This is a genomic window from Nitratireductor sp. GCM10026969 (genome assembly GCF_042660605.1).
Taxonomy (GTDB): Bacteria; Pseudomonadota; Alphaproteobacteria; order Rhizobiales; family Rhizobiaceae; genus Chelativorans.
In genome coordinates this window covers 1-23186 of record NZ_JBHSUM010000044.1, presented here as the reverse complement: position 1 = coordinate 23186, position 23186 = coordinate 1, and the positions used below count along the sequence as shown (strand labels likewise).

Annotated in this window: 22 protein-coding genes and 1 pseudogene; 9 read left to right on the top strand and 14 right to left on the bottom strand. The window is 64.8% G+C overall.

The genetic code is table 11. The annotated features are described in order from the left end of the window. Window position 1: 1 nt before the first annotated feature. Window positions 2-1180, bottom strand: a complete 1179-nt coding sequence (locus ACFP9U_RS11555; RefSeq protein WP_378621518.1) for an MFS transporter — start codon at window positions 1178-1180, stop codon at window positions 2-4. Window positions 1181-1315: 135 nt separating this feature from the next. On the opposite strand from ACFP9U_RS11555, the gene ACFP9U_RS11550 reads away from it, so the two are divergent. Next, window positions 1316-2224 (top strand): LysR family transcriptional regulator, encoded by a 909-nt coding sequence (locus ACFP9U_RS11550; protein WP_378621515.1) that lies wholly within the window; start codon window positions 1316-1318, stop codon window positions 2222-2224. 31 nt (window positions 2225-2255) lie between these two features. On the opposite strand, the gene ACFP9U_RS11545 is transcribed toward ACFP9U_RS11550, so the two are convergent. Continuing rightward, entirely contained in the window at window positions 2256-2921 is a 666-nt protein-coding gene (locus ACFP9U_RS11545) for a YggS family pyridoxal phosphate-dependent enzyme (protein ID WP_378621514.1), read from the bottom strand. Window positions 2922-3049: 128 nt separating this feature from the next. On the opposite strand from ACFP9U_RS11545, the gene leuS reads away from it, so the two are divergent. From leuS to ACFP9U_RS11530, 3 genes are all read left to right on the top strand, one after another. Continuing rightward, window positions 3050-5668, top strand: a complete 2619-nt coding sequence (gene leuS / locus ACFP9U_RS11540) for a leucine--tRNA ligase (protein ID WP_378621512.1) — start codon at window positions 3050-3052, stop codon at window positions 5666-5668. Window positions 5669-5693: 25 nt separating this feature from the next. Beyond that, window positions 5694-6230 (top strand): LPS assembly lipoprotein LptE, encoded by a 537-nt coding sequence (gene lptE / locus ACFP9U_RS11535; RefSeq protein WP_378621510.1) that lies wholly within the window; start codon window positions 5694-5696, stop codon window positions 6228-6230. Between the two features lie 130 nt (window positions 6231-6360). Then, window positions 6361-7287 (top strand): GNAT family N-acetyltransferase, encoded by a 927-nt coding sequence (locus ACFP9U_RS11530; protein WP_378621507.1) that lies wholly within the window; start codon window positions 6361-6363, stop codon window positions 7285-7287. 194 nt (window positions 7288-7481) lie between these two features. Here the strand turns inward: ACFP9U_RS11530 and ACFP9U_RS11525 are convergent, their stop codons facing one another. The 6 genes from ACFP9U_RS11525 to ACFP9U_RS11500 all read right to left on the bottom strand — a co-directional run bounded on the left by ACFP9U_RS11525 (window position 7482) and on the right by ACFP9U_RS11500 (window position 12666). Beyond that, a complete protein-coding gene (locus ACFP9U_RS11525; RefSeq protein ID WP_378621506.1) occupies window positions 7482-8186 on the bottom strand; it encodes a helix-turn-helix transcriptional regulator in 705 nt (234 codons plus the stop codon). 316 nt (window positions 8187-8502) lie between these two features. Continuing rightward, window positions 8503-8667, bottom strand: coding sequence for a hypothetical protein (locus ACFP9U_RS11520; RefSeq protein ID WP_378621503.1), 165 nt, complete (start codon window positions 8665-8667; stop codon window positions 8503-8505). Between the two features lie 191 nt (window positions 8668-8858). Next, window positions 8859-9332, bottom strand: coding sequence for a RidA family protein (locus ACFP9U_RS11515; RefSeq protein WP_378621500.1), 474 nt, complete (start codon window positions 9330-9332; stop codon window positions 8859-8861). 91 nt (window positions 9333-9423) lie between these two features. Beyond that, window positions 9424-9837 (bottom strand): c-type cytochrome, encoded by a 414-nt coding sequence (locus ACFP9U_RS11510; RefSeq protein WP_378621499.1) that lies wholly within the window; start codon window positions 9835-9837, stop codon window positions 9424-9426. 44 nt (window positions 9838-9881) lie between these two features. After that, window positions 9882-11483: a flavin monoamine oxidase family protein gene (locus ACFP9U_RS11505; protein WP_378621497.1), complete on the bottom strand. Its 1602-nt coding sequence runs from the start codon at window positions 11481-11483 to the stop codon at window positions 9882-9884. Between the two features lie 391 nt (window positions 11484-11874). Beyond that, window positions 11875-12666, bottom strand: a complete 792-nt coding sequence (locus ACFP9U_RS11500) for an SDR family NAD(P)-dependent oxidoreductase (protein WP_378621495.1) — start codon at window positions 12664-12666, stop codon at window positions 11875-11877. A 149-nt stretch (window positions 12667-12815) separates the two neighbouring features. Between ACFP9U_RS11500 and ACFP9U_RS11495 the strand changes: the two genes are divergently transcribed. Further along, window positions 12816-12977: a hypothetical protein gene (locus ACFP9U_RS11495; protein WP_322453252.1), complete on the top strand. Its 162-nt coding sequence runs from the start codon at window positions 12816-12818 to the stop codon at window positions 12975-12977. An 18-nt stretch (window positions 12978-12995) separates the two neighbouring features. Here ACFP9U_RS11495 and ACFP9U_RS11490 read toward each other — a convergent pair whose 3' ends face one another. The 6 genes from ACFP9U_RS11490 to tkt form a co-directional block, all read right to left on the bottom strand. After that, the gene (locus tag ACFP9U_RS11490) at window positions 12996-13745 is read right to left on the bottom strand and encodes an SGNH/GDSL hydrolase family protein (protein WP_378621493.1); all 750 of its coding nucleotides are present in this window, start codon (window positions 13743-13745) and stop codon (window positions 12996-12998) included. 63 nt (window positions 13746-13808) lie between these two features. Continuing rightward, window positions 13809-14834, bottom strand: a complete 1026-nt coding sequence (locus ACFP9U_RS11485; RefSeq protein ID WP_378621491.1) for a class I fructose-bisphosphate aldolase — start codon at window positions 14832-14834, stop codon at window positions 13809-13811. 104 nt (window positions 14835-14938) lie between these two features. Further along, complete coding sequence (locus ACFP9U_RS11480) at window positions 14939-16135, bottom strand: phosphoglycerate kinase (protein WP_378621489.1); 1197 nt, start codon at window positions 16133-16135, stop codon at window positions 14939-14941. A gap of 74 nt (window positions 16136-16209) precedes the next feature. Next, window positions 16210-18063, bottom strand: a complete 1854-nt coding sequence (locus ACFP9U_RS11475) for a potassium/proton antiporter (RefSeq protein WP_378621488.1) — start codon at window positions 18061-18063, stop codon at window positions 16210-16212. 126 nt (window positions 18064-18189) lie between these two features. Beyond that, entirely contained in the window at window positions 18190-19203 is a 1014-nt protein-coding gene (gap, locus tag ACFP9U_RS11470) for a type I glyceraldehyde-3-phosphate dehydrogenase (RefSeq protein ID WP_378621486.1), read from the bottom strand. 124 nt (window positions 19204-19327) lie between these two features. Next, window positions 19328-21322: a transketolase gene (gene tkt, locus ACFP9U_RS11465; protein WP_378621483.1), complete on the bottom strand. Its 1995-nt coding sequence runs from the start codon at window positions 21320-21322 to the stop codon at window positions 19328-19330. 280 nt (window positions 21323-21602) lie between these two features. On the opposite strand from tkt, the gene ACFP9U_RS11460 reads away from it, so the two are divergent. The 4 genes and pseudogenes from ACFP9U_RS11460 to ACFP9U_RS11445 form a co-directional block, all read left to right on the top strand. After that, window positions 21603-21875, top strand: a complete 273-nt coding sequence (locus tag ACFP9U_RS11460; RefSeq protein WP_378621482.1) for a DUF4164 domain-containing protein — start codon at window positions 21603-21605, stop codon at window positions 21873-21875. Between the two features lie 116 nt (window positions 21876-21991). Further along, window positions 21992-22351, top strand: a complete 360-nt coding sequence (locus ACFP9U_RS11455; protein ID WP_378621480.1) for a cell division protein ZapA — start codon at window positions 21992-21994, stop codon at window positions 22349-22351. A 63-nt stretch (window positions 22352-22414) separates the two neighbouring features. Beyond that, window positions 22415-22996, top strand: a complete 582-nt coding sequence (gene rimM / locus ACFP9U_RS11450) for a ribosome maturation factor RimM (protein WP_378621479.1) — start codon at window positions 22415-22417, stop codon at window positions 22994-22996. Then, a pseudogene (locus tag ACFP9U_RS11445) lies at window positions 22993-23186 on the top strand (tRNA (guanosine(37)-N1)-methyltransferase TrmD); the annotation flags it as partial. The gene rimM and the pseudogene ACFP9U_RS11445, both read left to right, overlap by 4 nt.

Sequence of the window (23186 nt, the reverse complement as noted above, 5' to 3'; positions counted from 1 at the left end):
TTCATGCGCAGCCGCGGGGCGCCAGAACCGCGGCACGTTCACGGCGAATGCTCGCCACAGCGACGGCAAGGGCGGCGAGCGGCACCAGCCCCGCAACCAGCGGCAGGGCGGAAAGCCCCGGCCCGTGGTCGATGACGACGCCGCCGAACCAGGCGCCGATGGCGTTGCCGAGGTTGAAGGCGGCAATGTTGAAGCTGGAGGCGAGCCCCTGGCCCGCGCCCTCGGCCTTCTCCAGCACCCACATCTGCAGGGGCGGAACCGTGGAAAAGGCGGCCGCGCCGAAGAGCCCGACCGCGACGACGACGAAGATGCGGTCATGCACCGCGAAACCGAGAAGGAAGAGCGCGGCCGAAAGCGCGACGAGCGTACCCAGGACCGCTGGAACCAGCCGCCGGTCGGCGAAGCGCCCGCCCAGGAGATTGCCGGCGATAAGACCGCCACCGAAAACGAGCAGGATGGGCGAGACCGCGGTCTCGGGAAAGCCCGCGACCTGCGTCAGGATTGGCGCGACATAGGTGAAGGCGGCGAAAACGCCGATCCAGCTCAGGACGGTCGTCAGAAGGCCCAGCAGGACCTGCGGGCGGGCGAGAACCGAGAGGCCGTTTCCGGCGGCGGGCGCGCCGGGCCTGGCCTTTTCCTCGCGCGGCACGAGCACGGCGATGACGGCGAACGCGGCAAGCCCGATGAGCGTGACCGCCCAGAAGGTTGCGCGCCAGCCGAAGGCCTGGCCGAGCCAGGTGCCGAAAGGAACCCCCAGAATGTTGGCCACGGTGAGCCCGGTGAACATGATGGCGATCGCCGAGGCCTTGCGGTGCGGCGCGACGAGGCCGGTCGCCACCACGGAGCCGATGCCGAAGAAGGAGGCGTGCGCGAAGGCGGTGAGCACCCGGGCAGCCATCAGCGTCCAGTAATCCGGGGCGAGCGCGCAGGCGAGATTGCCGAGCGTGAAGACGCCCATCAACGCCATGAGCAGCGTCTTGCGCGGCCACCGACCGGTTAAGGCGCCGAGCAGCGGCGCGCCGGCCACGACACCGAGCGCGTAGCCGGTGATCAGCAGGCCCGCCGCCGAAATCGACACACCGAGATCGGCACCGACCTCCAGGAGCAGCCCCATGATGACGAATTCGGTGACGCCGATACCGAAGGCGCCGGCGGTGAGCGCATAAAGGGCAAGTGGCATGCGGTATTCCCTCGCTTGGATGTGTGGAACACACCGCGCCGACAGCACGCGGCGGTGAGAGGCCCATAGATGGACGACGGGGAATTGTTGATGTAGACCGCTTGAAGGAAAATGATTTGTGATTTGGTTTCACGGATGCCGCGAAACGAGACCAACCGGCTGCGGGAAATCGAGGTGTTCGTTGCTGTGGTGGAGGCGGAGAGCTTCTCCGCGGCCGCGCGCCGCCTGCGGATGACTCCATCGGCCGTCAGCAAGCTGATCGCGCGGCTGGAGGAGCGGCTGGGCATTCCCCTCATCCGCCGCTCGACGCGGCGCCTGCAGATCACGGCCGAGGGCGCGGCCTTCTACGAGTCCGGTGTGCGCATCCTGGGCGAGGTCGTCGCGGCCGAGCGGGAAGCTGCGGCCGGTGCCGTCCCGCGTGGACGCCTGCGCGTCAACAGCAACGTCCCGTTCGGCCATCACTGGCTGATTCCCCTCCTGCCGAAATTCCAGGCGCTCTATCCGGAGGTGGCCGTCGACGTGGTGCTGACCGACCACGTGGTCGACCTGATCGAGGAGCGCGCTGACCTGGCCATCCGCACCGGACCGCTCAAGGCGCCCAACCTGATCGCGCGCAAGCTCATCCAGACCAGGATGGTCGTCGTGGCCGCACCCTCCTACCTCCGGACGCACGGGACGCCGAAAACGCCCGCCGATCTGGAAGGGCACCGGATGCTGGGCTTCTGCTTTCCGCGCTTCTTCGAGGGCTGGCCCTTTGTCGACGAGTCGGGAAAGCCGATCATCATCCGGCCGAGTGGCGGTTCGCTGATCAACGACGGCGAGAGCATGCGCCTGGCCGCGCTCGCCGGCGCGGGGATCGCACGCCTTTCCCATTGGCACCTGCAGGCCGATATCGAAGCGGGGCGGCTCGTTCCGCTGCTGCAGGACCACAATCCGGGCGACGAGGAGACGTTCTATGCGGTCTATGTCGGCCAGGGCAAATACCTGCCCGCCCGCGTTCGCGCATTGTTGGATTTTCTGGTAGCGAACGTGAAGATGGGCTGAGGCGGAATGCGGTACAGGAGAGGCCGCCGCCTCAATCGCGCGCGCCGAAAATGGCCGAGCCCACACGAACGCTGGTGGCGCCGAACGCGATGGCCGTCTCGAAATCCGCCGACATGCCCATGGAGAGCTTCGCCACGCCCGCCTCGCGCGCGATCTTTTCCAGGAGCGCGAAATGCGGGCCGGGGTTCTCGTCGAGCGGCGGAATGCACATCAGCCCCTCGATCCCGAGCCCGTGCGTCTCCCGGCAGCGGGCGACGAAGCTGGCGGCCTCGCGCGGATCGATGCCGGCCTTCTGCCCCTCCAGCCCAGTATTGACTTGGACATAGAGGCGCGGACGCCGGCGCTGCTTGTCCATTTCCGCGGCGAGCGCACCGGCGATCTTTTCCCGGTCCACCGTCTGGATGACGTCGAAGAGCGCGACCGCGTCCTTCGCCTTGTTGGATTGCAGCGGGCCGATCAGGTGCAGTTCGATATCCGGATGCTCTTCCTTGAGCGCCGGCCACTTGGCCTGCGCCTCCTGGACGCGGTTTTCGCCGAAGACCCGCTGGCCGGCCGCGATCACGGGCCGGATCGCCTCGGCGTCGAAGGTCTTGGAAACCGCGACCAGCCCTATATCTTCCGCAGCGCGGCCGTTCTCGCGCGCGGCTTCGGCGATCCTGTCCCTGACGGCTTTCAGATTGCGGGCGGCATCAAGCATGGGTCGGTGCAATCTCCTCTAAATCGCGTTCCTGCCGCCGGGAATGGCGGCACGGAGTTGACGGTTCCCGCAAACCATGGTGAAGGTCCGCCGGAAATTTCTCGTTCTTTGTATGTGAAAAAGCGGTCATGGCAACCGAACGTTACAATCCACGCACATCCGAACCCCGCTGGCAGAAAGCGTGGGAGGAGGCGCGCCTCTACGAGACCTCCAATGAGGACGGGCGGCCCACCTATTATGTGCTGGAGATGTTTCCCTACCCCTCCGGCCGCATCCATATCGGCCACACGCGCAACTACACCATGGGCGACGTCGTCGCCCGCTACAAGCGCGCCAGGGGGTTCAACGTGCTGCATCCGATGGGCTGGGACGCCTTCGGCATGCCGGCCGAGAACGCGGCCATGCAGAACAAGGTCCACCCGAAGGAGTGGACCTACCAGAACATCGCCACCATGCGCGCCCAGCTCAAGATGATGGGGCTGTCGCTCGACTGGAGCCGCGAGTTCGCCACCTGCGACGTGGACTACTATCATCGCCAGCAGATGCTCTTCCTCGACTTCCACGAGGAGGGGCTGGTGACGCGGAAGACGTCCAAGGTCAACTGGGACCCGGTGGACCAGACAGTGCTCGCCAACGAGCAGGTGATCGACGGTCGTGGCTGGCGCTCCGGCGCGCCGGTGGAGAGCCGCGAGCTGGCGCAGTGGTTCTTTAAAATCACCGACTATTCCGAGGATCTGCTGAAGGCCATCGACGAACTTGACGAGTGGCCGGAGAAGGTGCGGCTCATGCAGCGCAACTGGATCGGCCGTTCCGAGGGCCTGTCGATCCGCTGGGCGCTGGTGGAGGACACCGCTCCCGAGAGCGCGGACGAGCTGGAGGTCTACACCACGCGTCCCGACACCATCTTCGGCGCCTCCTTCATGGCGATCTCGGCCGACCATCCGCTGGCGCGCAAGGCCGCCGCGGACAATCCGCAAATTGCCGCCTTCATCGAGGAATGCCGGCGCATGGGAACCTCCGCCGCCGCGCTCGAAACGGCAGAGAAGAAGGGCCTCGACACCGGCATCCGCGTGCGCCACCCCTTCGATCCCGACTGGACGCTGCCGGTTTACGTCGCCAACTTCGTGCTGATGGAGTACGGCACGGGCGCCATCTTCGGCTGTCCGTCCGGCGACCAGCGCGACCTCGACTTCGCCAACAAATACGGCCTGCCGGTGATCCCGGTCGTGATGCCGGAAGACGCCGATGCGGCCACTTTCCAGGTCACGGAAGAGTCCTATTCGGACGACGGGATCATGATCAACTCGCGTTTCCTGGACGGCATGACGAACCGGGAAGCCTTCGAGGAGGTCGCCCGCCGGCTGGAGAAGGAAGCGCTGACGGGCCGCCCCGTGGCCGAGCGCCAGGTGAATTTCCGCCTGCGCGACTGGGGCATCTCGCGCCAGCGTTACTGGGGCTGCCCGATCCCCATGATCCATTGCGATGCCTGCGGCGTTGTTCCGGTTCCGAAACAAGACCTCCCGGTGGAGCTGCCGGAGGACATCGATTTCGATAAGCCCGGCAACCCGCTGGACCGGCATCCCACCTGGCGCCACGTTCAATGCCCGAAGTGCGGTGGCGGTGCGCGGCGCGAGACCGACACGATGGACACCTTCGTCGATTCCTCGTGGTATTTCATCCGTTTCGCCACACCCGATGCCGAAACGCCGACGGTGCGTGACATCGCCAACCGCTGGCTGCCCGTGGACCAGTATATCGGCGGCATCGAGCATGCGATCCTGCACCTGCTCTACTCGCGCTTCTTCACCCGCGCCATGCGCGATACCGGCCACCTGGATTTCGACGAGCCGTTCAAGGGCCTGTTCACCCAGGGCATGGTCGTGCACGAGACCTATCGTGCGCAGGACGGGCGCTGGCTCGCACCAAGCGAGGTGCGTGTGGAAGGCTCGGACGGGGGACGCAACGCCATCGAGATCGCCACGGGCAACGGCGCTGTGATCGGTCCACTTGAAAAGATGTCGAAATCGAAAAAGAACACGGTGAGCCCCGAAGACATCACCGAATCCTTCGGGGCCGACACGGCGCGCTGGTTCATGCTGTCCGATTCGCCGCCCGAGCGCGACGTGGAGTGGACCGACGAGGGTGCGGCCGGCGCGCATCGCTTCGTCCAGCGCGTCTGGCGGCTTATCTGCGAGGCCGCACCCGCCATCGAGGCAGCACAGCCGCGTCCCGCAAAAGAGGGTGAATACGCTGCAATCTCGAAGCCCGCGCACAAGGCGCTGAAGGCGGTGGGCGAGGACATCGAGCGCCTCGCCTTCAACCGCGCCATTGCCCGCATCCACGAACTCGTCAACGAGTTGCAGGGGCCGCTCGGCGCGTTGGATGTCGATGCCGCGCAGAGCGCCCGGGCGGCGGCCCGCGAGGCCGTCGAATTCGTCATCCAGATGATCGCACCCTTCATGCCGCACCTGGCCGAGGAGTGCTGGGCACGGATCGGCGGCGAGGGCTTCGTCGCCGCCAGGGCGTGGCCGGACTTCGATCCCGACCTGGTTGTGGATAACGAAATCGTGCTGCCGGTCCAGATCAACGGCAAGAAGCGCGGGGATTTGACAATCGCGCGCGATGCGGATCAAGCTACGGTTGAAAAGGCGGTTCTCGGGCTCGATTTCGTGCAGAAGGCGCTGAACGGTGCCGCTCCGCGCAAGATAATCGTCGTCCCGCAGCGAATCGTCAACGTCGTCGCCTAGGGCCCTAAGCTGTCAGGGAGCACCCGTGAACGCCATTCTCAGAGCTTCGGCCCTTGCCGGCCTGATCGTCATGCTGTTTTCCGCCGCTGGCTGCACGGTCCGCCCCATGCTGGCGAGCCAGCCGGGATTGGCCGGCGAAGAGAAGGCGGCGCTCTCGGCGATTTCCGTCGACCCCGTTTCCACCCGGCACGCGCAGGAGGTGCGTAACCACCTGATTTTCCTTCTGAACGGCGGCACCGGCCAGCCCGAAAATCCGCGCTACCGGCTCGGCCTGACGGTGACGACCGCAGCCCTCGACGCTGCCCAGATACAACAGGGTAGCGAGAGCGAGCCGTCCGCGGGCATCGTCACAGTCACCGCACAATACCGGCTGATCGACAGCCAGACCGGCAATGTCGTCGCTGGCGGCCAGGAGCAGGCGAGCGCCTCCTTCGACCGGCCACTTCAGGAGTTCGCGGTGATGCGCGCCGAACGTGATGCCGAGGACCGGGCTGCGCGCGAGGCCGCCGAGTTCATCCGCCTGGCGGTCGCCCAGGACCTGGTGCGTCTGGACACGCGCTAGACAGGCTGTGATATTGTGCAACATCGTTTTTTCGCTTCAGGAACAAAGCCTGCCTGCTGCCTCTTGAGTAGTGTCGTCATTGCGTCGTCATAGTTTTCGGTGAAACAGCCGCTAACGGAGTGCTTCGCTCATGGATCTTCATACGACGCTGATGTCGGTTGCTGGAGTGCTTGGGGGGCGCGTGCTCAGGCGCGAGGCGACCCCGGCCCATGAAGCGCCGCATATCGTCGACCAGCTGATTGCGGAGCGGACCTTCCATCTTTCCCAGCACCCCCTATGGCCGGTGGCGCGGCCGTTGCTCTACCGCTATTTCCATTATCAACAGGCGCTCGTCATGGCCGACGAGATCGCCGAGCTGTCGGGTCATGACGCCTTTGCCTATATAAGCGCGCTGTTGTCGCTGAACGTCTCCAGCGAGGGCATACGGAACATCCCCGACAAGGGTGGCTTCATCCTTGCCCCGACACACCCAACCGGAATCGCCGACGGGATCGCCATCTACGACCTCATGAAGGAACTGCGCCCCGATTTGGCCATTTTCGCCAACCGCGATGCACTGCGCGTCAATCCCAATTTCCGCGATCTCATCATTCCGGTCGAGTGGCGGCCGGGCGAGAAGTCGCACGCCAAGAGCCGCGACACGCTGGAGAAGACCGCCAAGGCCTTCACCGAGAACAAGGCCGTCGTCCTGTTTCCCGCCGGCCGCATCGCCTACTGGAACGACGACAAGCTGACGGAGCGCCCCTGGCAGCCGTCGGTGGTGGCCCTGGCGCGGCGCTACGAGGTGCCGGTGATCCCGGTCAACATCACGGCGCGAAATTCGGGTCTGTTCTATCTCCTGTCGAAATATTCGACGGAGCTGCGCGACATGACGCTCTTCCACGAGCTCCTGAACAAGAAAGGCCGGGGCTTCGACATGAAGATCGGCAAGCCGATCACCCCGGAAAAGCTCATAGGAGAGCCGGCCGAGATCGCTGCACAACTGCAGGAGCATGCGGTGTCGCGACTGCGCGAGGATCCCGAGGCGGAGTTCGCGTGCACGCCGGTTCCGGCCTGAGTTCACCCCCCTGCAGCCAGCACTCCCGAAGCCGGAGTGTATGAGCGCGGGTTTCGTTTCCTAACGCCTCCAAGTGGGCACGTTTGCGGCAAAGCTTCGACATGCCGGCCGCCGGAAGGCCGCGAATCGGCCAAACCACCGGAAAGCACGCGAGAAACCTCACACCTCATGCAGGCCCGCCCACGGGCCTTATCTCACGCGTGCCCGTTGCCGCACCCCTCGCGCAGTTCAAGGCGGCGATAGAAATCGGCAAGCTGCTTTCCACGCTCCGGCTTGAAGCTGTGGCCGGCCTCCTCCATCAGCACGATGCGGTCGATACGGAAGGCACGGAAGTCGTTGCGCAGCTCGCACCAGGCGACCAGGGTCCACACCTTCCCCCAAAACCACAGGCCAAGCGGCCGTACATCGCGCTGGGTCGTGCGGCCCGCCTCATCGCGATAATCGAGCCTCAGAACCCGGCGCCTCTCCACCGCGCGCTCGAGAACGTCGATGGTCATGCGCTCGGCATCGCTGATCACCCAGTCGGGCGTATGGATCTCCGTGCGCGAGATGCGTTCGCGCTCGTTCTCTGGCAGGACGGTGCCGATCTTGACCAGCGCCTCCTCGGCCGCCCGCGCCATGGTCACACCGCCAAAGGCGCGCACCATGCGTGCGCCCGTCACCAGTGCGACGATCTCGTCACGGGTGAACATCAACGGCGGCAGTTCGAACCCTTCGCGCATGAGGTAACCGACGCCGGCCTCGCCGTCGATCGGCACACCCGTCGATTGCAGGTCCGCGATGTCGCGGTAGATCGTCCGCTCCGAGACCTCGAGCCGCTCGGAAAGGATGCGGGCGGTGACCAGGCGGCCGCCACGCAAGTGCTGAACGATCTGGAAAAGTCGATCTGCGCGACGCATGAAGACCGCTCCTCACGCAAGCGATCCGGGATGAGGATCTTCGGAGCCGGAAGGATACACGAAACGATCGGCGAAAATAGTCACGGCCATCAGATCTACCCTCTGTGTTCATCAATCCGGCACACTGCCACAGCCCTCCTGACAACATTACGTCAGGAGGGTGTCAGGGCGGGAGTCGCGTGTTCGGCTGAATGGCGCCATCGCGTTTACGCGAGGCGTGAGCGGAATCCATTCCGCGGCCTTGACCGTTCGGAACGGATCCCGCGCACGGCCATCGCTTTCCTGGACGGTTCCTGCCTCGCGCTCACGTGAATGCCTAAACCCGCCGCGGCGGCCTTGTGGGTTCCCAGCCGATGTCCCTTTGCAGGCTGGGAGGCAGGTCGTTCATGATCCGCTCGCCGATTCTGCGGCGCCGGCGCTGCCTGAGGAAGTCGGCAAAGCGAACCATGACCCGCAATACTGACTGACCGACGATTGCCATGGCTTCTCATCCTCCAGCTGAAATGCCGCCGAAGAATCGCACAGCCATGGTGACAACGTTTGGTCAGGAGACCCCGGGCAGGACCGGTGCGAACATTCCTGCCTGACAGCAGGGCCGTCCGCTGCCGCCAGGTCGCGAAAAGGTGCGACGGTTCGGCAGCGGGGAAGTCGATTGTCGGAAGGGGCGACCCTTCAGGGACGGACCGCAGTCACTTCAATCTCGACCAGAAAGCCCGGATTGGCGAGCCCGGCGACCTGGACAACGGACCGAGACGGCAGGTTCGGCTGTTCTTCCGTGCCGAAGAACTGCGTGTAGCCTTCCATGAAGCCGTCGAAATCCATCCGGCCGCCGTTTTCGGGATCGCCCACCAGGAAAACCTGCATTTTCACAACGTCGCCCATCGTCAGGTCGAGGCGCTCGAGTGTCTTTTCAATGGACTCCAGCACGGAAACGGTCTGGGTTGTCGTATCTCCAAAGGCAGCCACGCTGGACCTGTCGGCCTGCTCGTCGACTACCGAGGGGATCGCGCCGCTCAAATAAACCGTGGTCTTGCCGGCCGGGATTTCGACCGCCTGGGCAATCGGGAAGTCCGAGTTGGGGATCTTGTGGCGCACGATGTCCTGAGCCATCGCACTTCCGGCCACGAGCATGCCAGCCATCAGCATGGCAGCACCGATCCGCACTTGAATCATACGCTTTCTCCTCTTTTGCACATGGATCGGGGCGACAAAGGTCGTCCGCGCCGCCCCAGGCACCTTATCGGCTGGCGGCCACGTCTTCGGGCTTTACCGCATCCTGGTAATCGTTGCCGAAGTGGGTACGCACGTAATTGACCACGGCGGCCACTTGCTCGTCGCTCATCATCTGGCCGACGGCCGGCATGTTCTTGAAGCCGTGCAGCACCACATAGACGGGGTAACTGCCCGCCGCCAGGTTCTCATTTCCGGCAAGGGCCGGATAATTGCCGGCGCCGGTCGCGCCCTGACCCTGGTCCATATGGCAGGCGGCGCAGACGCTGGCGTAGAGTTCTTCCCCGCTCTTTTCACCGAACTTGTCACCTTCACTCAGCGTTATACCCGCCGAATCGGCGAGCGCGGCGGGTCCCGCGAGCGCGGTTGCGAAGAGGGAAGCGGCGAGGAGGCCGAAAGACCGTATGGATTTTTCTGTCATGGTGACACGCCCTTCAGTTGAAGAGGAAAAAGGGACCGACATGATCACCCCGCCACGACACGCTGGTGGAGCCGTGTGATCGCATCCAGGGACGACAGGATCGCCCCCTCCATCCAGGCGGGGATATAGGATGCGTGCTCGCCGGCAAGCACGATGCGGCCGTCGATCTTGCAGAGATTCTCGTAGTGCTCCTTGCGCATCTCTTCCGTCCAATCGCCGGCACAACCGAGCGTGAACGGCGAACGGTGCCAGGCCCATGAGACGCCGTTCTCGAACTCCTCCTTGTATTGCGGATGGATCTGCGCGCCGTATTCGACGGCCCGCCTGACCCGCTCGTCGGGCGCCATGGAGGTGAACTCATAGGAGTTCGGCCCCTGCCAGGTGTAGCACCCCAGAAGAACGCCCTTACCCTTGGTGTTGAAGTCGGTGCTCGGGTAGGAAATCTGGGAGATCGGCAGGTCGGTGTAGCTGACGCCGCCGAAGATCAGGTCGTCCTCCTCCCAGAAGCGGCGTTTGAACTGAAGACCGACCTTGACCGAGGAGGCATAGGGCACGGCTTCGATCGCCGCCTGCATGTCGGCACCGACATTGATGTCGATCTGGCTGAGGATCGTCAGGGGAATGGTGCACACGCACCAGTCGGCGCTCGCCTGCTGGGTGGTTCCGGGATTCTCGCTGTCCTCGTAATAGGCGGTGACGCCGCTGTCGCTCTGCTCGATCTTGGTGACCTTGGCATTGTAGGTGATCAGGTCGCCGACTTCCCTGACAAAGGCCTGGGCGATCATGTCGATGCCGCCGACCGGCTGGAACATGGTCGTCTGGAACTCGTAGAGCGCGAAGTTGGCGAGGTTGCCCCAAAGCCCCGAGTTCAGGACCTCTGAAAGTCCGAGCGGTTTTCCAGGCGTGGGTGCCGCGCCGAGGCCTCCCCCCGGATCCTTTTCGAAGCCGCGGTACTCGCTGGTATGGATGCTCTCCTTGTAGGCGTAGTTCTCGTCAAGCACGCCCCAGGAGCGAAGAGCCTCCAGAAGCATCTCCTGGTCTTCCTTGGTGACGTCGCCCTCAAGTGCGCCCTTCTGGGTGGCCTTGGCCAGCAGCTCCGATGTGTGCCCCCGAAGATCGGTCTTGATGTGGCGCACGCGCTGCGGCTTGCCGCCGAATGCGTCCTTGGAGTGCAGGAAGGCGTTGTGGTTGAGCTGCTGGAAGGGCTCCAGGGTCACACCGAGGCGCTTGCAATAGTCAAGCAGACCGTGGTGATGATAGGGAATCCGCCACGGGCCGGGATTGAGGTAGTGCCCCTCGTCGAATTCGCATTTCTGGGTGGCACCGCCCAGCTCCGTCACCGTGTCGCCGCCGCGTATGGTCCAGTTACGGCCGCCGGCCCGGTTGTTGTATTCCAATATCTGCACGTTGTAGCCGGCCTGACGCAGCTCGAGCGCGGCCGTCAGGCCGGCCAATCCCGCCCCGAGGATCAGGACGGAAGCGCCCTTCGGATCGCCTTCGAGCTTGATGGGGCCCTTGTAGCCGGACTCGGCCGCCAGCCCGAAGGTGGTCATGGCATGGTACATGGCCGCGCTGCCCGCGGTCATGCCGATCAAGGAAAGGAGATTGCGCCGGGTCAAGCCGGTAACGAGCTGATGGTCCTGCATTTTTTGATCCTTCTGAGCGGCGGCCTGCCGAACGGCAGGGCAATGCCCGATGAGAACTCGATCTCGTGACGCAGGTCACGGAAGCAGCGTATGCCTGCCAACAATCAAGTCAACCGAAGCAGTCGCGATGGAACAATAGACCGTTAAACTCTGGCGCAACGAGAAAAGTTTCCGCGGCAAATCATACCGATACGCGCAGGGGCAATAAATCCTGACACCGTCAGGAATGAACATGAAGTACTTTGATTCACGGGGTACTGGAACGGCGGCCGTGCATGCGCAAACAGGGAAGGCCCGAACATGGAACAGGCCGATGATCCTGCGCGATACCGTTGCCCGGAAAAGTTCCGCCGAAAGCGGTTTACCCTCGCCCCGGCGGCCTGGCCCGCCCTTATTCCTCTTCCCGCACGGGGACCGTATAGTTGAGCGGCAGACGCCCGCCATCCGCGTAGATGGTCTGGCCGGTGATGTAGCTGGCGTCGTCGGAGGCCAGGAAAGCGGCGATTCCGGCGATTTCGTGCGGGTCGCCGATGCGGCCGAGCGGCGTGCGCGAGAGGATCCGGTCGCGGGCTGCAGGGTCGGCGTTCACGCTGGCCAGGATGTCGGTCATGATGGAGCCGGGGCCGATGGCGTTGACGCGGATACCGTGCGGCGCCAGCGACAGCGCCATTACCTTGGTGAGCTGGTTCACGCCGCCCTTCGAAACGGAATAGGGCACCTGGTTGGCGATGGCGAAAACGGCGTTCACCGACGACATGTTGATGATTGCGCCCGCCGCGCCGCCGCCCTTCACCTTGTCGACCATATAGCGGGCGACGGCCTGGCCGACGAGGAAGGCCCCCTTGAGATTGACCGCCAGCACGCGGTCGAAGTCCTCCTCCTTGAGGTCGAGGAAATCCGCCCCGTGCACGATGCCGGCATTGTTGACCAGGATATCGATATCGCCCAGCGACTCGACGCTGGAGGCGACCAGATTGTGCACGTCCAGGCTTTTGCCCACATCGGTCTTGACGAACCGCGCCTCGCCCAGCTTCTCGAGATCCTTGAGCGCCCGCTCGCCCTTTTCAGAGTCGATATCGGCAATGACGACGCGCACACCCTCGCGCAGGAAGCGCTCGGCTATGGCATAGCCGATACCGCCGGCCGCTCCCGTCACGATCGCCGTTTTTCCGTCCAGAGCCATGATCTCACCTCGTCAGTATCCTGCGCCGGAAACTGAGCCGCCCGCGCTGCAAGGTCAAGCGGCATCTCGCCGACTTCCAGCCACCTTTTGACAGCCCGGCGCAAAGAAGGGCACAAGGAGGAACGCTCATCCACCGGTTTGCCCGCGCAATGACCAAAATCCTCTCGCTGCTGATCATGGCCATGATGGTCCTGCACCTCATCAGGCCACTGGGCCTTCCCGGCCTGAAGAGGCGGCAGGACTTCTGGAAGCTCGCCGTGGCCGCCCTGGCCGCGATCATGGTGACGGTCGGAATCAGCCACAGCTGGTAACCGTCGGGAGCCGCCGCCTCAGGCGACCAGCCGTCCCGGCCGGTGGGTCTGTTTCTCTTCCTGCATATAGGCCAGAAGATGCTCGGCCCAGGCACGGTAACCGTCGGCCGAGGCGTGAAACCCGTCATCGGAGAATCCGGCTTCGGGATCTTCGATCGGCAACCGCTCGGCCGGCACAGCGCCGCGTTCCAGGCACAGCGCCGTGCCCATCCGGTTGATGAGCGAGGCGCGGATTTCCAGGATCCGACCGAGCGCCGGCGGCAGGGCCGGCACGCGGCGCATGTCGACCACCGGCGACCAGACGATCAGCGCTTCCGGCCACCTGGCCCTGAGTGCATAGAGAAGGCCCCCGAACTCACGCTTGAAGCGGCGCACCGTATGGAAGTTCTTTACATCGTTGGTGCCGACGGCCAGGACGATGTGCGTCCATTCCTCGGCCGCCAGATTGGGCACCACGTGATCGCGGATCTGGCCCGCCGTGGCGGAGTTGAAGCCGGCCGCCCGCCAGATGACCGCGCGCTCGTGGCGCAGCGCGATGAGACGGGCGAGCTGCGCCGGCAACCCAACGTCGGTATCGGCGATGCCGACGCCGGCAACCGAGGAATCGCCCACCACAAGGAGGCGCACCGTCGGCTCGGCCCCGTCGATGCGGTGGCGTACCCGGCCGGTTGGCGGCAGCATGCGGCGCACGCGCAGGCGAACGCCAATGCCCTGCCAGGCATAGACGGGAAAGGCGAGCCAGGACAAAAGCGCGGCGAAAAAGCCCATCCCCTCCTATATCTCAGCTTTACGACCGGGCGGCAACGCGGGCCAAAGCCGCGCCGGACGGCTTCAGGCGGCCTTCTCCAGATCCGCGTTCCATTCGCCGCGTGCGGCGAGCGCGTTCATCCGGGCGCGGTGCGCGAAGGCGCGCTGGCCGGCAGCCACGTTCTCGTCCCGACCGCTCCACGCCTTCAGGGCGGGCGCCTGCAGCGCCCGGCCATAGGAGAAAGTGAGCGCCCAGGGAAGATCGTGACCGGCGTTCATGATCGACAGGTGCGCCGTCGCCTCCTCGTCGGACTGGCCGCCGGAAAGGAAGGCGATGCCGGGAACGCTCGCCGGCACGGTGGCCTTGAGGCAGCGCACGGTCTTCTCCGCCACTTCCTCCCGCGAAGCCTTGCGCAGCTTCTGGCCGTCGATGACCATATTCGGTTTCAGCACCATGCCTTCGAGCACGACGCGTGCATCGTAGAGTTCCTGGAAAACCGTCTTCAGAACCCACTCGCTGACATCGTAGCAGCGGTCGATCGTGTGATCGCCGGGCGTGCCGTCCATCAGCACCTCCGGCTCGACGATCGGCACGATGCCGGCCTCCTGGCAAAGGGCGGCATAGCGCGCCAGCGCCTGGGCGTTCTGCTTGACAGCACCCCATGACGGCAGGCCGTCGGAAATGGAAATGACGGCGCGCCATTTGGCAAAGCGCGCGCCGAGCCCGTGATACTCTTCGAGCCGTTCGCGCAGCCCGTCGAGCCCCTCGGTGATCTTCTCTTCGGGGAAGCCGGCCAGCGGCTTGGCGCCCTTATCCACCTTGATGCCGGGCACCGCGCCCGCGCGCGCGATCAGGTCCACCAGCGGGGTGCCGTCCCGCGCCTGCTGGCGGATCGTCTCGTCATAGAGAATGACGCCGGAGATATAGGTCTGCATCGCCTCCTCGGCGCTGAACAGCATCTCCCTGTAGTCCCGCCGCGTATCGGCCGTCGAGTCCACGCCAACCGAATCGAGGCGCTTCTTGATCGTGCCGGTGCTCTCGTCCGCGGCCAGAATGCCCTTGCCCGGGGTCAGCATCCGGGCTGCGATGTCCTCAAGGCGTTCACTCATCTTACCTGCCTCCTGCATACTATCTAGAAGCCGTTACCAGATGAAAGGACAAAACGGAATGCGGACAGGATTCCCCTAATCGATTGAAATGAAAAGATGTTCCTTTATTTCGCCAGAGCCGCCACACCGGGCAGGACCTTGCCTTCCATCCACTCCAGGAAAGCCCCGCCAGCCGTCGACACATAGGTGAAATCGTCCGCCACACCGGCCTTGTTGAGCGCCGAGACCGTGTCTCCGCCGCCGGCGACGGAGACCAGCAGGCATTCCCGCGTGCGAGCAGCCGCATGGCGCGCCGCGGCGACCGTCGCCCGGTCGAAGGGCTCGATCTCGAAAGCTCCGAGCGGCCCGTTCCAGACCACGGTATCGGCCCGGTCGAGCCATTCCTTCACCGTCTCGATACTCTTTGGCCCGACATCCAGGATCATGGAGTCTTCGGGAACCGCCGAGACGTCGACCACCTCGCTTTCCGCGCCGGCCTTGAATTCCCGCGCCACGACGACGTCGACGGGCAGGACGATGGCGCAGCCGGCGCTCGCCGCGTCGACCATGATCTGCTTGGCGGTTTCGGCGAGGTCGTGCTCGCACAGCGACTTGCCGACACCCGTGCCGCGTGCGGCGAGGAATGTGTTGGCCATGCCGCCGCCGATCACCAGGGCATCCACCCTCTTGACCAGGTTGAGCAGGAGATCGATCTTGGTCGACACCTTGGCACCGCCGACGATCGCCAGGACCGGGCGCTTCGGATTGCCCAGTCCCTTCTCCAGCGCCTCGAGCTCGGCCTGCATGGTGCGCCCGGCATAGGCGGGCAGGAGATGCGCCAGCCCCTCGGTCGAGGCGTGCGCCCGGTGGGCCGCGGAAAAGGCGTCGTTCACATAGATGTCGCCGTTTTCGGCGATGGCCCTTGCGAATTCGGGATCGTTCCCTTCCTCGCCCGCGTGGAAGCGCGTGTTCTCGAGAAGCAGGATATCGCCCGAGGTCATGTCGTCGACCGCCGCCTTCGCGGCCTCGTCCACGCAATCCGCGGCGAAAAGGACCCGCCTGTCGAGCGTGGTCTCCACCGCCCTGGCGATCGGCTCGAGCGAGGCTTCCGGGTCACGCTTGCCCTTCGGCCGTCCGAAATGGGCGAGCAGGATCACCTTGGCCCCTTTGTCCGCAAGTTCGACGATGCCCGGCGCCACGCGCTCGATGCGTGTCGTATCGGATACCGAGCCGTCCCGCACCGGCACGTTCAGGTCGACACGCATGAGCACGCGCTTGTCCCGCACGTCGCCCAGATCGTCCAGGGTTTTGAAATCGGCCATCAATGCGTAATCTCCTCGCTTTGCCGGTGCCCGGGAGGAACATACAACCCGCGGCGCGGGAGGCAAGACCGCCGCTAGTCGCTGCTCGCATCGGTCGCAGTCGTCCCGCCGCGCTTGCGGCGCGCGACCCACCGCCGGCGAAGGAAACCCCACAGCCGGCTCAAGGCCTCGCCGGCGCTGATGAAGACCGGCACCGGCGCGGGTGGCGGCGGTGGCTCCACGGAAAGGCCGATGCTGATGATCCGCCCGTTCTCGTCGACGTCGCGCACGATGAGTTCGATGCTGCCGAGCGGCAGGCGGTCGCCGTATTCGGCCCGCCCGCCGAGACGCTTGCGCACGAAGTCGGCGATCGGCAGCGCCTGATCTTCCTCGCTCAGGCCGAGCGCATAGGCCGCCTCGATATCCTCGGCGGGCCGCTCGGGATCGACCGCGAAGGCGCCGAAGAATTCCGTGTCCTCCGAATCCACTTCCGCGGGGCTGGCAAAGAGCCGGTCGAGCAGGCGGGGATAACGGTCGGGCACGAAAATGTAGACCCGGTCACCGGCCATGAGCCGGCCGGCGTACTGGTAGGTCATGGAGCGCCCCTCGCGCACGACGAGAGACGGGCGTGCCCAGCGCGGGATGCGCTCGCCGCGCTCCACCGGACTGCCGGCGACCACGCGATAGGCCAAGAGCTCGTGCCGGGCCGAGCCTGGCAGCTCCAGCTCCACCTTGTCGACCGGTCCCGAGCGCGGCGGCACGATCATGCCGAGCCTGCGCGCCACCGGGCCGATGCTCCAACCCTGCACCATCAGCGAGACGAGCACGACGAGGAAGGCGATATTGAAGATGTTGCGGCCGTTCTCCAGCTCGTCGATGAGCGGCAGGAGCGCGAGCAGGATCGACACGGCGCCCCGCAGGCCCACCCAGGAGATGAACGCGGTCTCCGCGCGCGAATACCGGAATGGCGCCAGGCACACCGCCACCGCCACGGGCCTGGCCACGAAGATCAGGAACAGCCCGATAAGCAGGGCGGGCAGCGCTATGGTCGGAAACTGCGACGGGGTCGCGAAGAGTCCCAGCACCAGAAACATGATGATCTGCGCCAGCCAGGTGACCCCGTCCTGGAAGCGCTTCAACATGGCCGTGGAACGCATCTGCACATTGCCCGCCACGAGCCCGGCGACATAGACCGCCAGGAAGCCCGACCCGCCGACGGAACCGGCGAGCGCGAAGACGAGCAGCGAGAGCGCCAGCACGAAGATCGGCAGAAGCCCCTGTTCGAGGCGTAGCCGCGTCACCAGCCGCACGATGAGATAGCCGCCGGCCAGCCCGGCGACGAGCCCGATGCCCATCTGCTGCAGGAAACCTAGCGCCACTTCCCGCGCCAGCGCGCCCCCGTCGATCTGCACGCCGGCGGCAATGACGCTGACCAGAGATATGGTGAGGAAGATGGCCATCGGATCGTTGGAGCCCGACTCCACTTCCAGGGTGGAGCGCACCCGGTCACGCACGGAAATATTGCCGACCCGCAGCAGGAAAAACACCGCCGCCGCGTCCGTGGAGGCCACGGTGGCGCCGATCAGGAAGCCTTCCAGCCAGTCGAACCCGGCGAAGTAGCGCGCGGCAAGTCCGACCAATGCGGCGGTGAGGACGACGCCCAGCGTTGCAAGCACGATGGCCGGCGCGGCGGCCGCGCGAAAGCTGGCTAACTTGGTGCCGAAACCGGAGTCGAAAAGGATGACGGCAAGTGCCAGCGAGCCGACGAAGAAGGCCACCGAGGCATTGTCGAAATCGAGCCCCAGCCCGTCGGTTCCGGCAGCAAGGCCGATGCCGAGAAAGACGAGCAGAAGGGGGGTGCCGAAACGGAACGCGATCAGGCTTGAAAACGCGGCAAACAGCACGAGCGCCGTGGCTATCAAGATAATCAGATAGACTGCCTGATCCATGGTCCTCTCTGAAGCGAGTCAACCGCCGCTAAGGTGCGGCGAATGCTCCGCTCGTGCAAGCGGGCGGTACAAACAAAAATACCCGGCACTATGGCCGGGTATTTCCGTCCAAAGCTTTTTCCGGGATCAGCCGAGCGTCTTGCCGATCACCACCGCCACGTCGGCCATGCGGTTGGAGAAGCCCCACTCGTTGTCGTACCAGGACATCACCCTGACCAGATCTCCCTCGATGACCTTCGTCTGGTCGAGCGCGAAGGTGGAAGAGGCTGGGTTGTGGGAGAGGTCGATGGAAACGAGCGGCTCATCCGTATAATCGAGGATGCCCTTGAGCGGACCTTCCCTGGTGGCTGCAACCAGCGCCTGGTTCACTTCCTCGACGGTCACCTTCCGCTTCGGCACGAACTTGAAGTCGATAACCGATACATTGGGAACCGGCACGCGGATCGACACGCCGTCAAGCTTGCCTTTCAGTTCCGGCAGCACCAGGCCGACGGCGCGCGCGGCCCCCGTCGACGTCGGGATCATCGACATGGCGGCGGCCCGGGCGCGGTAGAGGTCCTTGTGCATGGTGTCCAGCGTCGGCTGGTCGCCCGTATAGGCGTGCACCGTCGTCATGAAGCCCTTGTCGATGCCGAAGGCATCGTGGAGCACCTTGGCGACCGGCGCCAGGCAGTTGGTCGTGCAGGAGGCGTTGGAGATGACCTCATGCTCGGCGGTGATCTTGTCGTGGTTGACGCCGTAGACCACCGTCAGGTCGGCACCGTCGGACGGCGCCGAAATGAGCACGCGCTTGGCGCCGGCGGTAAGATGCGCCGAGGCTTTCTCCTTGGAGGTGAAGATGCCGGTGCACTCCAGCACGACATCCACGCCAAGCTCGCCCCAGGGCAGATTGGACGGATCGCGCTCGGCCAGAACCTTGAAGGAATCGGAGCCGACGACAATCGAGTCGCCCTCAACCTTGATCTCACCGGGAAAACGGCCGTGCACGCTGTCGTAGCGCATGAGATGCGCGTTCGTTTCCACCGGGCCCAGATCGTTGACGGCGACGACATCAATGTCCTTGCGGCCGGACTCATAGATGGCGCGTACGACATTGCGCCCGATGCGGCCAAATCCGTTGACGGCTACTTTGACAGTCATGAACTACCTCCGGCGTGCATGGTGCCGCGCCCATGCGCGGCGGAATGATTGTTTTTGGCGGCGCCCAACACGACAATACAGAACTTGCAGGCGCCGCGGCCAGTGATCAAACGCCGCACCTCAATCAGCGGCCGGCATTAAGTCGCGCCTCGACCGCCCGCACGGCGGCCTCCGCGGTGATGTCGAAATGCTTGTAGAGTTCCGGCGCCGGCGCGCTGGCGCCGAAGCCGCTCATGCCGATGAAGATTCCATCGGTTCCGATGAAGGAATCCCAGGCTTGGCGGACGCCGGCCTCGATCGCGACCCGGATGGGGGCTTCGCCGAGGATGGCCTCGCGATAATCCTCCGGCTGGCCCTCGAACAGCTCGAAACAGGGCACCGAGACCACCCGCGTCGGGTGGCCGCGCTCCTCGAGCATGGCCTTTGCCTGAACGGCGATTTCCACTTCGGAACCGCTGGCGAAGATCGTCACCTCCGGCGCGTCGCTTGCGGGAGCCAGTTCGTAGGCGCCGCGGGCGCAAAGATTGTCGTCTTCGAATTCGCGCCGCACCGGCTCCAGCTTCTGGCGCGTCAGCGCCATCGTGGAGGGCGTCTTCCGGGAATTCAGGGCGAGTTCCCAGCACTCGGTCGTCTCCACCGCGTCCGCCGGACGGAAGACCTGATGGTTCGGGATCGCCCTGAGCGCCGCCAGATGCTCGACCGGCTGATGCGTCGGGCCGTCCTCGCCAAGCCCGATGGAATCATGCGTCATGACGAAGATCGAGCGGATGCCCATAAGCGAGGCGAGCCGCATGGCCGGACGCGCATAATCGGAGAAGGTGAGGAAGGTGCCGCCATAGGGGATAAGCCCGCCATGCAGCGCAATCCCGTTCATGGCCGCCGCCATGGCATGTTCACGAATGCCGTAATGGATGTAGCGGCCAGTGAAGTCGTCGGGAGTGACGGAAGCGGTCTGGCTCGTCTTCGTATTGTTGGAGCCGGTGAGGTCGGCCGAACCGGCAATGGTCTCGATCACGCAGTCATTGATGACCTCGAGCGCCATTTCCGAGGCGTTACGTGTGGCGACCTTCGAATTCTCCTGCGCCAGCTTTTTCTTGTACTCGACGATTGCCGTTGGCAGCGCCTCGGGCAGGTCGCCGCGCATACGTCGCTCGAATTCGCCGCGCGTCTCGGGATCGGCCGCGGCAAGCCGCGTCTTCCAAGCGCCGCGCTCCTTGGCCGAACGCAGGCCGGCAAGCCGCCAGTCATCCAGAATGTCCGAGGGCACGACGAACGGGTCGGCCTCCCAGCCGAGCGCTTTGCGCGTGGCGGCGATCTCCTCCGCACCGAGCGGCGAGCCATGCGCCTTGTTTGTGCCGGCCCGTGTCGGGGCGCCGTGACCGATGACGGTGCGGAAGGCGATCATCGTCGGACGGTCGGACTGGCGCGCTTCCTCGATCGCCGCGGCGATGGCATCGGGGTCGTGCCCGTCGACCCGAATGGTCGCCCAGCCCGAAGCGGCGAAGCGCACGCACTGGTCGGTCGAATCAGCCAGCGACACCGGGCCGTCGATGGAAATCTGGTTGTCGTCGAACAGCACGATCAGCTTGGAAAGCCGCAGATGCCCGGCGAGCGCCAGCGCCTCCTGGCTGATGCCTTCCATCAGGCACCCGTCGCCCACGAGGGCGTAGGTGTGGTGATTGACGAGATCGTCGCCGAAGCGGGCGTTCAGGAGCCGCTCGGCAATCGCCATGCCCACCGCGTTGGCGAAACCCTGGCCGAGCGGACCGGTCGTGGTCTCGATGCCGGCGGCATGACCGTATTCCGGGTGGCCGGCCGTGCGCGAGCCGAGCTGGCGGAAATTTTTGATCTCCTCGAGCGTGATGTCCTCATAGCCGAGAAGATAGAGCAGCGAGTAGAGCAGCATCGAGCCGTGCCCGGCCGACAGCACGAACCGGTCGCGGTCCGCCCACTGGGGGTTCTTCGGATCGTGCTTCATGAAGCGCGTGAACAGCACGGTGGCAATGTCGGCGGCGCCCATCGGCAGGCCGGGATGGCCCGATTTGGCTTTTTCGACGGCGTCCATGGACAGGAAGCGGATCGCGTTCGCCATCCGGTCGTGTTTCTCGAGTGAAATCATCTCTGCTCGCTGAATCGGCTGCCGGTTGTTTTCAGGCAAAGGGCGCTTTCGCTCGCCCAGGAAAGCAGGCGACACATAGCAGCTAGGCGGCCCAAGTCAATAAACGGCGACAGCGTTGGAAAGTTCATACCCGCAGCGTCACGAAAGGCGGCAATTTGCGCAAAGCGGGGGATAGCCGCCAATCGAGTTGACGGCCCCTTAACCCGCCGCGTAATCTTTCGGTTATAAAATCTTATGATTGCGCGCGATTCGCAGGCGGGTGGGCCGGGAATGGGTTGCAATGTCTGGCGATACCACACTCAAAGATGCAATCGGCCGCCTTGGAAAAGCCGTTGAGGCGCTGGAAGCTGCCGCCGAGGATCGGCTGGAGAAGGAAAGGGACTTCGCGGAGGCAGAGGCGGAGGTCCAGCGCATGGGCGCCGACCGGGCGCGCCTCGCCCAGGAAATCGACAAATCCGAAGCAAGAGCGGAGCGCCTGGCGGAAGTGAACCGCGAGGTCTCACGGCGACTGGTCGCCGCAATGGAGACGATCCGCGCCGTGCTTGATCGCTAGAGCGTTTGCAGGCGAGTGGCCTCGCTTGCCGTTGCACAAATGCAGCAGAACAAACAGATAGAGCGAAGGTGTAAGCGAGAGCGAGCGCATCACGCTCCAGGCCCCGGGTGGAAGGAATGGCACAGGTAACTGTCACGATCGATGGAAAAGCCTACCGCATGGCCTGCGACGAGGGCCAGGAGGAGCATCTGTTCAACCTCGCCCAGCGCTTCGACCGCTATGTAGGACATTTGAAGGACTCGTTTGGCGAAATCGGCGACCAACGCATCACCGTGATGGCCGGAATCATGGTCATGGATGAGCTGGTGGAGCTACAGAGGCGCATGCAGGCCCTGGAAACCGAAATCGGCGCATTGCGCAAGACCCGTGACGAGGCACTTTTGAAGGTCGATGAGAACGACGTCACGCTGAGCGGCACGCTGGCCGAACTGACCGAGCGCATCGAGGCGGTGGCCTCCAAGCTCGCCAGCTCTTGAGTGATCTTCGCAGGGAGCCAGAGCGGAATGGCGCGCCTCGGCGCGCGGGGAAACGGCGACAGGATGACCAGACCGCGAAACCCGGTTCAGCTTGCCATCGTGGGGGCCGCCCACGGCATACGCGGAGAGGTGCGGGTGAAGCCGTTCACCGAGGATCCCCTGTCGCTCGCCGATTACGGCCCGCTCTACACCGGCGGCGGCCGGCCGCTCACGATAACCGCCATCCGGCCCGCGAAAGACGTGGTGATCGTCCGTTTCGACGGAATTGCAGATCGTAACGCGGCCGAAACATTGACTGGAGAAGCCCTTTTCGTCGACCGTTCGGCCCTGCCCGCGGAGTTGGAGGAGGAAGAGTTCTACCACGCCGATCTGGTCGGCCTGAGGGTCCTCGACGAAGCGGATGCCGAACACGGGACGGTGGTCGCCATCCACAATTTCGGCGCCGGCGACATTCTGGAAATCCGCCCCGCCTCCGGCCCGACACGGATGATCCCCTTCACCCGCGCGGCGGTGCCGGCAATCGATTTCGGCAACGGCACGATCCGCATCGACAGCGGAGCGGCCGGGCTCGAGACTGAGGAGGGGCAAACCGGCGAGACCATGCAACCGTCCGCGCGCGGACGGAAAACCGGGAGCGGCCATTGAGCTTCCGCGCCACCATCCTCACGCTCTATCCGGACATGTTCCCCGGTCCGCTGGCCCTTTCGCTCGCCGGCCGCGCACAGGAGGCCGGCACGTGGGCCCTGGAGACGGTACAGATCCGCGACTTCGCCACCGACAGGCACCGCAGCGTCGACGACACGCCCGCCGGCGGCGGCGCCGGCATGGTGATGCG